Below are 12,790 nucleotides of genomic sequence, written 5' to 3' on the forward strand. Positions count from 1 at the left end.
CGGATCAGAAGATCTACCATCATCAGGCCACGATCCACGGTGACCTTGCCAAGCTCAGCGAGGTCAACTTAACCCGAGCAAAACGAAAAATCAACTGTGAAAAGCTTTCACATGTCAACCCTATTTCCCACACCATACCGGACAGCATGGACTATTCATTCATCTTCTACCTGCTAGCCGCCCTTCTGGTGCTGACGGGCATCGCAGGCATCGTGCTGCCGGCCCTGCCCGGCATTCCCCTGGTCTTCGCCGGTCTGCTGGTGGCCGCCTGGACCGACGGCTTCGCCCACGTGGGCTGGGTGCCCCTGACCCTGCTCGGGATCCTGACCCTGCTCTCCTTCGCCGTGGACATCCTGGCCACGGTGGTGGGCGCGCAGCGGGTCGGGGCCAGCCGCAAGGCACTGTGGGGCACGGTCCTGGGCAGCATCGCCGGGCTGTTCTTCATGCCGATCGGGCTGCTGGCGGGCCCGCTGCTGGGTGCGTTGGCCGGCGAGTACTGGCACACGCGCGAACTGGGCCGCTCCACCAAGGTGGGCCTGGCGACCTGGCTCGGGATCCTGCTCGGGGTGGCCCTGAAAATGGCGCTGGTGGTGGCGATGCTTGGCCTGTTCGCCTTTGCGTGGTTCTTCTGAGGCCCGCGCTTTTCACACCCCGCGCACGGGCCTGACCGGCATAAATCCCGCTGCGGGACCATGGCGGGCGCTGGCAGGATCGGCGGGCAACGGCCACACTGTTCCGAAAACCCCATTCATCTTTGCCACCTGGCCTGCTTTCATGACCTCTTCGCGCCCACGCTCCGCCCTGTTCACCGCCTTGGCTTTGGCCTCTGCCAGCCTGCCTGTGGCCGCCCAGGAAGCGGCCCCCACCCCGGCCTCGCCGGAGGCGTGTGCGCTGGTCGATACCGACGCCGCGCGGCTGACCTGCTACGACAAACTGTTCGGCCACACCCGCGGGGTGACCGAGGCCGCCGATGCCGCCGCGGTTGCCGCGCAGCAGGCCCGTCGCGACGAACGCCAGGCCGCGCGCACGGCCGAGGCCGATGCACCGGCAACGCAGCGCGCCAAACAGCGTATCGGCGAGCTGTTCAAAAGCGACGGCCACGAAGATGCACTGGCCAACGCGGGCAAGGGCTCGCTGCTGGACAGCCGTTGGGAACTGGCGCAGGACTCCAAGCTGGGCGCGTTCCAGCTGCGTGCCTACAAGCCGGTGTACCTGCTGCCGGCGTTCTGGACCAGCGACAAGAACCAGACCCCGCAGTCACCCAACCCGGCCAACACGGTCACCACCCCGCAGCTGCTGGACAGCAACGAGCTGAAGTTCCAGCTGAGCTTCAAGACCAAGGTGGTGGAGAACCTGTTCGGCGACAACGGCGACATCTGGGCCGGCTATACCCAGAGCTCGCGCTGGCAGGCCTACAACGCCGAAAACTCGCGCCCGTTCCGCGAAACCAACTACGAACCCGAAATGATGCTGCTGTTCCGCAACGGCTATTCGATCGGCGGCTGGCGCGGGCGCATGAGCGGGATCAGCGTCAACCACATGTCCAACGGCCGCCCCGACCCCTTGTCGCGCAGCTGGAACCGGGTGATCGCCACCATCGGCCTTGACCGCGAAAACTGGGCACTGGTGCTGCGCCCGTGGTATCGCCTGCCCGAAGATCGCAAGGACGACAACAACCCGGATATCGAGGATTACATGGGCCGCGGCGACGCCACCCTGACCTGGAACCGGAATGGCCACGAAGTCTCGCTGATGGCGCGCCATTCGCTGCGCGGCGGCGACCGTTCGCACGGGGCGGTGCAGCTGGACTACGGCTTCCCGATCAGCAACCTGCTGCGTGGCCACGTGCAGGTGTTCGATGGCTATGGCGAGAGCATGATCGACTACAACCACAAGGCCACCTACATCGGCCTGGGCGTGTCGCTGCTGGAGTGGTACTGATGGCGGTAACGATCTGGCACAACCCGCGCTGCAGCAATTCGCGCGGGGCGTTGCAGATCCTGCGTGAGCACGGGATCCAACCCACCGTCATCGCCTACCTGGACACCCCGCCGGACGTGGCCACGCTGACGGCGCTGGTGGCGGCGATGGGCACCGGCGCACGTGCGCTGCTGCGCACCAAAGAAGCCGCCTACGCCGACCTCGGCCTGGACGATCCGACCCTGGACGACGCCGCCCTGATGGCGGCGATGCACACGCACCCGGCGCTGATCAACCGCCCGATCGTGCGCACCCCGCGCGGCGTGCGGCTGTGCCGGCCGCCGGAAACCGTGCTGGAGATCCTGCCGGCCTGACGCCGGCGTGCGGCGGGTCAACCGCCGCAGCGGCTCACGCAGCGGTCGCGTTCTTCACCGCAGCGCAGCGCCGGCGAACGGTTGCGGCAGAAGTCGGCACTGGCCTGGCACGAACGGCGCAACTCCGGGTTGTCGATCTTGTCGCAGCGACCGTCGCGCTGGGTGGCCACCCCGGTGCCGCAGGTATCGCTGCTGGCACCGCCCAGTGGGCTGGCCGAGCAGCTGTCGTAGCGACTCTGGCAGAGCGCCATGCACTGGTTGGCGGCGGTCACCTCGCGCAGGCTGGGGGCCGAGTAGGTATCGCCGTCGCTGCTGCAGGCAGCAAGCAGCAGGGTCAGCAGCATCACAGACAGCATCCGTGGCATGGTCGTGCTCCTTGTTGGTCGGTGCGGATGCACCCTGCGCATCCCAGGTAAAGGTAACACCGCTGGCGTCGCGGTCGCTGCACCGCCAGACCGCGCATCACCGCCAGTCGGTGATGCCTTCGCGCCGGTACACTTCGATGAAGGCCGGGCGCGCCTTGAGCCGGTCGGCGTAGGCCTTGAGCACCGGCCAGGTGTCGCTCGGCACGGGCATGTTGCGCGACCAGCGCAGCAGCATCACCAGCATCAGGTCGACCACGCTCAGCTGCGCGCCCAGCATGTATGGGCCGCCCGCCTGCAGGTGGTCGGACAGCCGCTGCCACGCCGCTTCCAGGCGTTGCCGCGCATGCTCCCGGGTGTCGCCGGCATTGTCCGGTCCGGCCATTTCATGGGCGTAGAACCACGCGCGGTACGCCGGCTGCACGGTATTGGCACACCAGAACATCCAGCGATAGGCCTCGCCGCGTTCCGGGCTGCCCACCGCCGGCAGGAAACCCGCCTGCGGATGCAGGTCGGCCAGGTGCAGCGCAATCGCCGCCGCTTCGGTCAGCACCTGCCCGTCCATGACCAGCGTGGGCACCACACCGGCGGGGTTGAGCGCCAGGTAGTCGTCCGACTTGTGCTGCCGGGTTTCGAAATCGAGCAGCACCAGGTCGTGCTCGACGCCCAGTTCGATCAGCAGCCAATGCACCACCAGCGAGGCGGTACTGGGGGAACCATACAAGGTGGTGAGCATGCGCGGCGCCTGTCAGGGGAAGCCTTCGATTATGCGCCGTCCGGCGGTCTGCAATGGATACAGATGCACGCCTGCGCAGGGCGGCGCTGTGGCTGTTGCGTCGCGCCACGCAGGCCTAGCATGCGCCGCACCTATCCCCCGGAGTGCGGCGATGCCCGAGCTGTCCCACCTGCTGGCATTCGGCCTGATCTCGCTGGGCATGGTGCTCACCCCCGGGCCGAACATGATCTACCTGGTGTCGCGCTCGATCTGCCAGGGGCGCGCCGCCGGTCTGGTGTCGCTGGGCGGCATCGCGCTCGGGTTCCTGGTCTACCTGCTGTGCGCGGCGCTGGGCATTACCGCATTGTTGATGGCCGTGCCGCACGCGTACGACGCCCTGCGCATCGCCGGTGCGCTGTACCTGCTCTACCTGGCCTGGCAGGCGCTGCGTCCGGGCGGGCCGTCGCCGTTCCAGCTGCGCGACCTGCCGCGCGACAGCCCGCGCCGGTTGTTTGCGATGGGCCTGTTCACCGCCCTGCTCAACCCGAAGATCGCGGTGATGTACCTATCGCTGCTGCCGCAGTTCATCCAGCCCAGCAGACATGGCAGCGTGATGGCGCAGTCGGTGGTGCTGGGGCTGGTGCAGATCGCCACCAGCCTCGGCGTCAATGCGTTGATCGTGCTGGCCGCCGGCAGCATTGCGGCCTTCCTGGCGAGGCGGCCGCGCTGGCAGGCGGTGCAGCGCGCGCTGATGGGCACGGTGCTGGGTGCGCTGGCGGTGCGGATGTTGGTGGACGTGCGACGGTGAGGATGCGCCGACCAACGGTCGGCGGCTACCGGGATGTGCGGCAACGAAAAACGGCGCCCTCGGGCGCCGTTTTTCGTGTCTGGGTGCCAACCGAGGGCCGGTATCCAGAAGATCAGGCCACCACCACCGGAATCTTGCCGATGCGGGCCTGCCATTCGCGCGGGCCGGTGACGTGCACCGATTCGCCGGTGGAATCCACCGCCACGGTCACCGGCATGTCCTGCACGGTGAACTCGTAGATCGCTTCCATGCCCAGGTCGGCGTAACCGACCACCTTGGCCGCCTTGATCGCCTTGGACACCAGGTAGGCCGAACCGCCGACCGCCATCAGGTAGGCCGACTTGTTGTCACGGATCGCCTCGATCGCCGCCGGGCCGCGCTCGGCCTTGCCGACCATGCCCAGCAGGCCGGTCTGTTCCAGCACCTGGCGGGTGAACTTGTCCATGCGCGTGGCAGTGGTCGGACCGGCCGGGCCCACCACTTCGTCGCGCACCGGATCGACCGGGCCCACGTAGTAGATGAAGCGGCCCTTGAGGTCGACCGGCAGCGGCTCACCCTTGTCCAGCATTTCCACCATGCGCTTGTGCGCGGCATCGCGGCCGGTGAGCAGCTTGCCGTTGAGCAGCAGGGTCTGGCCCGGTTTCCAGCTGGCCACGTCTTCGGGGGTGATCGTGTCGAGGTCCACACGGGTGCCCTTGGAGGCGTCGTAGGTGATCTGCGGCCAGTCTTCCAGCGACGGCGGATCCAGCATCACCGGTCCGCTGCCGTCCAGGGTGAAGTGCGCATGGCGGGTGGCCGCGCAGTTGGGGATCATCGCCACCGGCAGGTTGGCCGCGTGGGTCGGGAAGTCCTTGACCTTGATGTCCAGCACCGTGGTCAGGCCGCCCAGGCCCTGCGCACCGATGCCCAGCGCGTTGACCTTGTCGAACAGCTCCAGACGCAGTTCTTCGGCGCGGTTGGAGGCGCCACGGGCCTTGAGCTCGTTGATGTCGATCGGCTCCATCAGCGATTCCTTGGCCAGCAGCATCGCCTTTTCGGCGGTGCCGCCGATGCCGATGCCGAGCATGCCCGGCGGGCACCAGCCGGCGCCCATGGTCGGCACGGTCTTGAGCACCCAGTCCACGATCGAGTCGGACGGGTTGAGCATGGCGAACTTGCTCTTGGCTTCCGAACCGCCGCCCTTGGCGGCGACGATCACCTCGACATGGTCACCCGGCACCACCTTGACGTTGACCACGCCCGGGGTGTTGTCCTTGGTGTTGGTGCGCTTGCCGGCCGGGTCGGCCAGCACCGAGGCGCGCAGCTTGTTGTCCGGGTGGTTGTAGGCGCGGCGCACGCCTTCGTTGGCCATGTCTTCGACGCCCATGGTGGCATCGTCCCAGCGGACGTTCATGCCGATTTCCAGGAACACGGTGACGATGCCGGTGTCCTGGCAGATCGGGCGGTGGCCTTCGGCGCACATCCGTGAATTGATCAGGATCTGGGCCATCGCTTCCTTCGCGGCCGGCGATTCCTCGCGCTCGTAGGCGGCGGCGAGGCTCTTGATGTAATCGACCGGGTGGTAGTACGAAATGTACTGCAGCGCGTCGGCGATGGACTGGATGAGGTCTTCCTGCTTGATCGATGTCACGACTTGCTCGCTTGCTGGAGGCTGGCGGGGGTTCAGCCCATCATTTTACCCCCCTCGCGCCGCCAAGGGGCATCGGTCGTGGTCCGAGACCCGGCATCGCGCCCGCACGGCGTCTGCGGCACAGTGGCGGTACCTGTCACAACCGCTCCCCCGGCGGCGTCCTCCCGGCATGACCCCGACCGATACCTTCCAGACCCACCGCCCCCGCCTGTTCGCCCTGGCCTACCGCCTGCTGGGCAGCCGCAGCGATGCCGAGGACGTGGTCCAGGACGCCTGGCTGCGCTGGCAGGACGCCAACATCGCCAGCATCCGCGATCCGGAGGGCTGGCTGGTGACCGCCACCACGCGCCTGGGGCTGGACCGCCTGCGGGCGCGGCGCAACGCCCGCATCGAGTACGTGGGGCCGTGGCTGCCCGAACCGCTGGAGATCGCCCTGGACCCTGATCCGCTGCACGACCCGGCCCAGCGGCATGCGCTGGCCGACGAGGTGTCGATGGCCTTCCTGGCCATGCTGGAGCAGCTGGGGCCGGACGAGCGCGCCGCCTTCCTGCTCAAGGACGTGTTCGATTACGACTACCCCGACATCGCCCCCCTGCTCGATCACAGCCCGGCCAACTGCCGGCAGCTGGTGCACCGCGCCCGCCAGCGGCTGCAGGCCGGCAAGTCCCGCTTCGCGGTCAGCGCCGGGCAGCACCGCGACCTGCTGACCCGCTTCATGGATGCCTCCCAGCGCGGCGACCAGGCGGCCATTCTGTCGCTGCTGCATGCCAATGCCGAGATGGTGTCCGACGGCGGCGGCCGGGTCACGGCGGCCATCCGCCCGTTGCTAGGCGCCGAACGCATCGCCCAGCTGTACTGGGCGATCGCGCGACGCAACGGGGCGCACCCGGCCCGCATCGGCTACGTCAACGGCGAACCGGCCATCCTGCGTTTCCAGGGTGAGCAGCTGCACTCGGTGACCCTGGTGAGCATCGACGGCGATCGCATCACGCGGGTGCTGAGCGTGCTCAATCCGGAAAAACTCACCGCACTCGTCACAGCGTGCGAGGCGGGCGCGTCCTCCTGATGAAGACGGCCAACGGGGCCGTCATGGAGTCCACCATGTCCGCTTCTCCCCGCGTTCCTTATTTCCGCCTGGCCAATGAGGCCATCAAGGGCCTGCTGGCCACCAGCAAGGTCGTGCATGACAGTTCGATCGACCCGACGTTGATGGAGCTGGTGTTCCTGCGCGTGTCGCAGATCAATGGCTGCGGTTACTGCATGGACATGCACGGCACCGCGCTGCGCAAGGGCGGTATCGAGCCGCGCAAGCTGGACACGCTGCCGGCGTGGCACGAAAGCCGTTTCTTCGAGGCCCGCGAGCGCGCCGCGCTGGGCTGGGCCGAAGCACTGACCCGCCTGCCCGACGGCGCGCCCTCGGACGCGGCGTTCGATGCGCTGGCACCGCACTTCGATGAAAAGGGCATCAGCGACCTGAGCGTCGGCGTGGCCGTGATCAATGCCTGGAACCGTCTGGGCGCGGGGCTGTTGCCGCCGCTGCCGTAACCCGGCACATCCATCCCGCCCGGTAGCGCCGTGCTGCTGTGTGCCGACCAACGGTCGGCACCTACCGGTTGGGATGGGTGCGGCTTTGGTGTCATGGCATGCAACGCATTCATCCCTCCGCCACGGCGCGGGCGCGCACAATACCGCCCATGCCTGCCTCCCCCGCTGCCGGTGCGCCCGGCCAGAAGAATCCCAGCCTGCGCGAACGTTTCCAGGCGATGCGCAACCTGCCCCCGTTCCTGCGCCAGGTGTGGCAGACAAGCCCCGCCCTGGCCAGCGCCAGCCTGGGCCTGCGCCTGATCCGTGCGTTGCTGCCGGTGGCGATGTTGTACGTGGGCAAATTGATCATCGACGCGGCCCTGCACCTGAGCCAGCACGAGGCCGGCTTCCCGCCGTTCGGCGAGGCGTTGTCCAGCGGCCTGCTCAACCCCTTGCTCGGTCTGCTGGCGCTGGAGTTCGGCCTGGCGATCGTCTCCGATCTGCTGGGCCGCGCGGTCAACTACGCCGACAGCCTGCTCTCGGAACTGTTTACCAACGTCACCAGCGTGCGGCTGATGGAACATGCCGCCGAGCTGGACCTGGAAGATTTCGAAGACCCCGACCTGCAGGACAAACTGGACCGCGCGCGGCGCCAGACCATGGGCCGGATGAACCTGATGAGCCAGCTGTTCGGCCAGGTGCAGGACGCCATCACCGTGGCCAGCCTGGCGGTGGGCCTGCTGGTGTACGCGCCGTGGCTGATCCTGTTGCTGGCCGTCGCGCTGGTGCCGGCTTTCATCGGCGAATCGCATTTCAACGCGGCCGGTTACTCGCTCAATTTCCAGTGGACGCCCGAACGCCGCCAGCTGGACTACCTGCGCCAGATCGGGGCCAGCGTGGAAACCGCCAAGGAGGTGAAGATCTTCAACCTCCACCGGTTCCTGATCGAGCGCTACAAGTACCTGGCCGACAAGTTCTTCCACGCCAACCGCGCACTGGCGCGCAAGCGTGCGTTCTGGGGCACGCTGCTGGCCGCGCTGGGCACACTGGGCTACTACACCGCCTACGCCTACATCGCCTGGCGCACTGTGCGCGGCGACTTCTCCATCGGCGACCTCACCTTCCTGGCTGGGAGCTTCCTGCGCCTGCGCCAGCTGCTGGAGGGCCTGCTGATCGGGTTCTCGCAGGTGGCCGGCCAGGCGCTGTACCTGGACGACCTGTTCTCGTTCTTCCAGATCCAGCCCGAAATCCACTCGCGTACCGACGCCGTGGCGATCCCGCAGCCGATCACCCAGGGCTTTGTGTTCGAGAACGTCGGCTTCCGCTACCCCGATGCCGAATCGTGGGCGGTGCGCCACCTGGACTTCGAATTGCGTGCCGGCGAAGTGCTGGCCCTGGTGGGCGAAAACGGGGCCGGCAAGACCACCTTGGTGAAGCTGCTGGCGCGCCTGTACGACCCCGACGAGGGCCGCATCCTGCTCGACGGGCGTGACCTGCGCGACTACGACCTGGACGACCTGCGCGCCAACATGGGGGTGATCTTCCAGGACTTCGTGCGCTACAACCTGAGCGCAGGCGAGAACATCGGCGTGGGCCTGGTCGAGGCGATGACCGACGATGCACGCATACGCGATGCCGCCCGCCGCGGCATGGCCGACGAGGTCATCAACGCGCTGCCCAACGGCTACGAACAGCTGATCGGCCGCCGCTTCAAACAGGGCGTGGATCTGTCCGGCGGGCAGTGGCAGAAGATCGCCATCGCGCGGGCCTACATGCGCGACGCGCAGGTGATGATTCTGGATGAGCCCACCGCCGCGCTGGACGCGCGCAGCGAATTCGAGGTATTCCAGCGCTTCAAGGAACTGTCCGACAACCGCACCGCGGTGTTGATCTCCCACCGGTTCTCGTCAGTGCGCATGGCCGACCGCATCCTGGTGCTGGCCGACGGCCGGATCGAGGCCAGCGGCACCCATGCCGAGCTGATGACCCAGGGCGGCCGCTATGCCGAACTGTTCGAGCTGCAGGCCGCTGGTTACCGCTGAAACCCCCTTCCCCCGCCGCTTCCCGGCCAGTCAATGAGAATTTATCTCATTTGAGATAAACTGGGCGGGACAAAACAGATCAGACCCCACCCCCATGTCTTCCGCTTTCGGCGCCGAAACGGTGCTCGAGGTCCGTCACTGGACCGACGCCTACTTCAGTTTCACCACGACCCGCGACAGCGGTTTCCGCTTCGAGAATGGCCAGTTCGTGATGATCGGCCTGGAAACCGAAACGCGGCCGCTACTGCGTGCCTATTCGATCGCCAGCGCCAACTGGGAAGAGAACCTGGAGTTCTTCAGCATCAAGGTACAGGACGGCCCGCTGACCTCGCGCCTGCAGCACATCCAGCCCGGCGACAAGGTGCTGGTCGGCAAGAAGCCCACCGGCACCCTGGTGATCAGCGACCTGCACCCGGGCAAGCACCTGTACCTGCTGGGCACCGGCACCGGCCTGGCGCCGTGGCTGTCGGTGATCAAGGACCCGGAAACCTACGAACGCTTCGACAAGGTGATCCTCACCCACGGCGTGCGTTACGAAAAGGACCTGGCCTACCGCGACCTGTTCGAGAAGGAACTGCGCGAGCACGAGTTTCTCGGCGAGATGATCGGCGACAAGCTGCTGTACTACCCGGCCGTCACCCGTGAGGCGTTCCCCAACCAGGGCCGCCTGACCTCGCTGATGGAAAGCGGCGAGATGCAGAAGACCCTCGGCCTGCCGCCGCTGGACCCGGAAAACGACCGCGCCATGATCTGCGGCAGCCCGCAGATGCTGGCCGACCTGCGCACCGTGCTGGACAGCCGAGGCTTCCAGACCTCGCCGCGCATCGGCACCCCCGGCCACTACGTGTTCGAGCGCGCGTTCGTCGAGAAGTAACCGCGGCGCCGGGCTCCGCCCGGCTGATCAAGCTGCGCCAACCCGTAGAGCCGGGCTCTGCCCGGCTGATCGACCAACCTGCGCGCCAGCCGGGCAGAGCCCGGCTCTACGGGGCTGATGCGCCAACCGGCGCGCTAGCCGGGCGGAGCCCGGCTCTACGGGGCTGATGCGCCAACCGGCGCGCTAGCCGGGCAGAGCCCGGCTCTACGGGCTGATTCGCCAACCTGCGCGCCAGCCGGGCAGAGCCCGGCTCTACGGGCTGATTCGACGATCGCGGCCCTGCCGGGTAGAGCCGACCGTTGGTCAGCTCCCGCGATCAGAGCGTCCCCTGGCGCCCGGGCACTCCCGGCGCCATGCGCCGGAGATGGACCGTTGCAGGTCGTCACGTGCACATTTTCGTCTCCGCACGGAACCGGCCCACGCGCATCGCCAGCTGCATGCGTCACCCGCGCCTGACCGATGCTCGACCGACCTGGCGGCATCCGCCCCGCGCCAGAACCCGGACGCGCCAAGGTTTGCGCCGGGCAACAGGCCCGCTGCGACACCTCGGGCGGGCCGTACACGCCACCACCAGCCGCGCGGCGAAGGGCCGCCACCTAGACTGCATGGGCTGTTTTCTGCGGCGACCACAGCACGCCGCCCCCACGCATGAGACATCCCCCTTGAAGAAGTATCTGCTCCCCGCATTGCTGGTGTCCCTGTCCACGATGGCCGCTGCATCGGCGGCACAGGCGGCGTCGTTCACCTGCTCGGCCAAGATCAGCCCGTCGGGCAATGGCGGCAGCCTGTTCTTCAGCCCGTCCATCAGCGCACCGGACGTCGGCGCCGCGGAGGCACAGTTCATCGCCGTGATCGCATCGCTGCCGGGCCGCTTCCGCTACAACAGCCTGAAGTGCACGGAAAACTGATCCGGCGCCTCTACGCTTGATACAGGCAGCAGCATCGCGCAAGCGCGCTGCTGTTCTGCTCTTCCGCCGCCCGGCCGGCGCTCACTGCAGGCCAGCGGCAGCCCGGCAACGGCTGGGGACAGCTGGGGTATAGTCGACCGCAGCCCGGCGTCTGCCCGGCGCTCAACGGAGCCATGCCGATGATCAGGACGATCCGCCCCGCCCTCGCCTGCCTGCTGCTCGCCATGAGCCTGGCCGCCAGCGCCGCCGCGCCCGCAACGGCCTCACCGAAAGCCGGCGATACCCCGCCGCAGATCCTGGGCAAGGACCGCAATGGCGACGTGGTCGACCTGGCCCGCCAGCGCGGCAAGATCGTCATCGTCACCTTCTGGGCCTCGTGGTGCGGCCCGTGCCGCAAGGAACTGCCGATCCTGGGCCAACTGCAGAAGGTCATCGGGCATGACGCACTGCAGGTCTACGCGGTGAACCTGAAGGAACCGCGCGCCGATTTCGTCGCCATCGCCCGCAGCCGCAACGCCCCGCCGCTGGATTACATCCACGATGCCAAGGGCGTGGTCAGCGACCAGTACGGCATCCAGACCATCCCGCACATGTTCATCATCGGCCACGACGGCAGCATCGCCCGCGTGCATCGCGGCTATTCCGAGCAGAGCCTGCCGAACATCGTCGACGACATCCTCGCCCTGCTGCCCGAAGATGTGCGCAACCGCCAGGCCGGCGGCTGATTTCCCCCGGCCGCGGTAGAGCCACGCCATGCGTGGCTGGGACATGTGGCCCTCCCGTAATGCGAGGAGCCGGCCAGCGGCCGGCACTACCGGGACGCAGTGCCGGCCGGTATCAGCCAGCCAGCGCGGCTTCGATATCGCCGCGCAGCGACGCGGGGGTGTCGGTCGGCGCATAGCGCTGCAGCACCTGGCCATTGCGGCCGATCAGGAACTTGCTGAAATTCCACTTGATCCCGCGCGTGCCCAGCAGCCCGGACTTCTCCGCCTTCAGCCACTGCCACAGCGGGTGCGCGCCGTCGCCGTTGACCTCCACCTTGTCCGACAGCGGGAAATCCACCGCGTAGGTCAGCGAACAGAAACTGCGGATCTCCTCGGCGTTGCCCGGCTCCTGGTGACCGAACTGGTCGCACGGGAACCCGATCACCACCAGCCCGCGCGCGGCGTACTCCCGCCACAACGCCTCCAGCCCTTCGTACTGCGGGGTAAACCCACACTTGCTGGCCACGTTCACCACCAGCAACACCTTGCCCCGGTACTGCTCCAGCGCCTGCGGCTGGCCGTTGAGGTCCACGAACGAGAAATCGAAGGCGGTGGTCATGGCCGGGCTCCTGCGCAAAAACCCATCTTAGCGCCGTGATCAGGATGAACGTGGCAGCGGGCCGTGGGGGGGGGGGTGCTGGCGCGGTGGGGTTGATGGGGAGCCGGCCAGCGGCCGGCACTACCCTCTGATGCGGCACTCGGCGATGCGCCGACCAAGTGTCCCGCGCGGGGCGGGTGGGGGTTGGCGGGGCCGTTGGGCGCCATGGATGGCGCCCACGAGCCTACAGGGATGTACTTGCAGCGTGCCCCGCGAACCCCCACCCGCCCCGCGCACGTGGGACTCCGACCGCCGCCTTCCGCTCCACGCG

Annotated in this window: 14 protein-coding genes; 10 read left to right on the forward strand and 4 right to left on the reverse strand. The window is 67.7% G+C overall.

The window, feature by feature from the left end; translation table 11 throughout:
- The first annotated feature begins 146 nt into the window (after positions 1 to 146).
- From GQ674_RS11680 to arsC, 3 genes are all read left to right on the forward strand, one after another.
- Positions 147 to 632, forward strand: coding sequence for a DUF456 domain-containing protein (locus GQ674_RS11680; protein WP_128095391.1), 486 nt, complete (start codon positions 147 to 149; stop codon positions 630 to 632).
- A gap of 142 nt (positions 633 to 774) precedes the next feature.
- Positions 775 to 1,941 (forward strand): phospholipase A, encoded by a 1,167-nt coding sequence (locus GQ674_RS11685; protein WP_137189883.1) that lies wholly within the window; start codon positions 775 to 777, stop codon positions 1,939 to 1,941.
- Complete coding sequence (gene arsC, locus GQ674_RS11690) at positions 1,941 to 2,294, forward strand: arsenate reductase (glutaredoxin) (RefSeq protein ID WP_159497214.1); 354 nt, start codon at positions 1,941 to 1,943, stop codon at positions 2,292 to 2,294. The genes GQ674_RS11685 and arsC overlap by 1 nt, the downstream gene beginning before the upstream one ends.
- A gap of 17 nt (positions 2,295 to 2,311) precedes the next feature.
- On the opposite strand, the gene GQ674_RS11695 is transcribed toward arsC, so the two are convergent.
- Together GQ674_RS11695 and GQ674_RS11700 are read right to left on the reverse strand one after the other, a co-directional pair.
- Positions 2,312 to 2,659: a hypothetical protein gene (locus tag GQ674_RS11695; protein WP_159497215.1), complete on the reverse strand. Its 348-nt coding sequence runs from the start codon at positions 2,657 to 2,659 to the stop codon at positions 2,312 to 2,314.
- A gap of 97 nt (positions 2,660 to 2,756) precedes the next feature.
- Positions 2,757 to 3,392 (reverse strand): glutathione S-transferase family protein, encoded by a 636-nt coding sequence (locus tag GQ674_RS11700; RefSeq protein WP_159497216.1) that lies wholly within the window; start codon positions 3,390 to 3,392, stop codon positions 2,757 to 2,759.
- A 151-nt stretch (positions 3,393 to 3,543) separates the two neighbouring features.
- Between GQ674_RS11700 and GQ674_RS11705 the strand changes: the two genes are divergently transcribed.
- Positions 3,544 to 4,179 (forward strand): LysE family translocator, encoded by a 636-nt coding sequence (locus GQ674_RS11705; protein ID WP_159497217.1) that lies wholly within the window; start codon positions 3,544 to 3,546, stop codon positions 4,177 to 4,179.
- Positions 4,180 to 4,291: 112 nt separating this feature from the next.
- Here the strand turns inward: GQ674_RS11705 and GQ674_RS11710 are convergent, their stop codons facing one another.
- Entirely contained in the window at positions 4,292 to 5,809 is a 1,518-nt protein-coding gene (locus GQ674_RS11710) for a fumarate hydratase (protein WP_159497218.1), read from the reverse strand.
- 169 nt (positions 5,810 to 5,978) lie between these two features.
- Between GQ674_RS11710 and GQ674_RS11715 the strand changes: the two genes are divergently transcribed.
- The 6 genes from GQ674_RS11715 (at position 5,979) to GQ674_RS11740 (ending at position 11,882) form a co-directional block, all read left to right on the forward strand.
- Positions 5,979 to 6,875 (forward strand): RNA polymerase sigma-70 factor, encoded by an 897-nt coding sequence (locus GQ674_RS11715; protein ID WP_159497219.1) that lies wholly within the window; start codon positions 5,979 to 5,981, stop codon positions 6,873 to 6,875.
- Positions 6,876 to 6,910: 35 nt separating this feature from the next.
- Positions 6,911 to 7,354, forward strand: a complete 444-nt coding sequence (locus GQ674_RS11720; RefSeq protein ID WP_159497220.1) for a carboxymuconolactone decarboxylase family protein — start codon at positions 6,911 to 6,913, stop codon at positions 7,352 to 7,354.
- A gap of 149 nt (positions 7,355 to 7,503) precedes the next feature.
- A complete protein-coding gene (locus tag GQ674_RS11725) occupies positions 7,504 to 9,375 on the forward strand; it encodes an ABC transporter ATP-binding protein (RefSeq protein ID WP_159497221.1) in 1,872 nt (623 codons plus the stop codon).
- Positions 9,376 to 9,469: 94 nt separating this feature from the next.
- Positions 9,470 to 10,249 carry a ferredoxin--NADP reductase gene (locus tag GQ674_RS11730; protein WP_159497222.1) on the forward strand — a complete coding sequence of 260 codons (780 nt, stop codon included), beginning with the start codon at positions 9,470 to 9,472 and terminating at the stop codon, positions 10,247 to 10,249.
- Between the two features lie 662 nt (positions 10,250 to 10,911).
- Positions 10,912 to 11,157, forward strand: a complete 246-nt coding sequence (locus GQ674_RS11735) for a hypothetical protein (RefSeq protein ID WP_159497223.1) — start codon at positions 10,912 to 10,914, stop codon at positions 11,155 to 11,157.
- A 179-nt stretch (positions 11,158 to 11,336) separates the two neighbouring features.
- A complete protein-coding gene (locus tag GQ674_RS11740; RefSeq protein ID WP_159497224.1) occupies positions 11,337 to 11,882 on the forward strand; it encodes a TlpA disulfide reductase family protein in 546 nt (181 codons plus the stop codon).
- Between the two features lie 112 nt (positions 11,883 to 11,994).
- Here the strand turns inward: GQ674_RS11740 and GQ674_RS11745 are convergent, their stop codons facing one another.
- Positions 11,995 to 12,480 (reverse strand): glutathione peroxidase, encoded by a 486-nt coding sequence (locus GQ674_RS11745; protein ID WP_159497225.1) that lies wholly within the window; start codon positions 12,478 to 12,480, stop codon positions 11,995 to 11,997.
- Between the last annotated feature and the right edge of the window lie 310 nt (positions 12,481 to 12,790).

This window comes from Stenotrophomonas sp. 364, assembly GCF_009832905.1.
Taxonomy (GTDB): Bacteria; Pseudomonadota; Gammaproteobacteria; order Xanthomonadales; family Xanthomonadaceae; genus Stenotrophomonas; species Stenotrophomonas maltophilia_AP.

What these genes read in the sequence shown, in the direction of transcription:
- GQ674_RS11680 (WP_128095391.1), top strand. Translation starts at nt 147, where the DNA reads ATGGACTATTCATTCATCTTCTACCTGCTAGCCGCCCTTCTGGTGCTG.
- GQ674_RS11685 (WP_137189883.1), top strand. Translation starts at nt 775, where the DNA reads ATGACCTCTTCGCGCCCACGCTCCGCCCTGTTCACCGCCTTGGCTTTG.
- arsC (WP_159497214.1), top strand. Translation starts at nt 1,941, where the DNA reads ATGGCGGTAACGATCTGGCACAACCCGCGCTGCAGCAATTCGCGCGGG.
- GQ674_RS11695 (WP_159497215.1), bottom strand. Translation starts at nt 2,659, where the DNA reads ATGCCACGGATGCTGTCTGTGATGCTGCTGACCCTGCTGCTTGCTGCC.
- GQ674_RS11700 (WP_159497216.1), bottom strand. Translation starts at nt 3,392, where the DNA reads ATGCTCACCACCTTGTATGGTTCCCCCAGTACCGCCTCGCTGGTGGTG.
- GQ674_RS11705 (WP_159497217.1), top strand. Translation starts at nt 3,544, where the DNA reads ATGCCCGAGCTGTCCCACCTGCTGGCATTCGGCCTGATCTCGCTGGGC.
- GQ674_RS11715 (WP_159497219.1), top strand. Translation starts at nt 5,979, where the DNA reads ATGACCCCGACCGATACCTTCCAGACCCACCGCCCCCGCCTGTTCGCC.
- GQ674_RS11720 (WP_159497220.1), top strand. Translation starts at nt 6,911, where the DNA reads ATGTCCGCTTCTCCCCGCGTTCCTTATTTCCGCCTGGCCAATGAGGCC.
- GQ674_RS11725 (WP_159497221.1), top strand. Translation starts at nt 7,504, where the DNA reads ATGCCTGCCTCCCCCGCTGCCGGTGCGCCCGGCCAGAAGAATCCCAGC.
- GQ674_RS11730 (WP_159497222.1), top strand. Translation starts at nt 9,470, where the DNA reads ATGTCTTCCGCTTTCGGCGCCGAAACGGTGCTCGAGGTCCGTCACTGG.
- GQ674_RS11740 (WP_159497224.1), top strand. Translation starts at nt 11,337, where the DNA reads ATGATCAGGACGATCCGCCCCGCCCTCGCCTGCCTGCTGCTCGCCATG.
- GQ674_RS11745 (WP_159497225.1), bottom strand. Translation starts at nt 12,480, where the DNA reads ATGACCACCGCCTTCGATTTCTCGTTCGTGGACCTCAACGGCCAGCCG.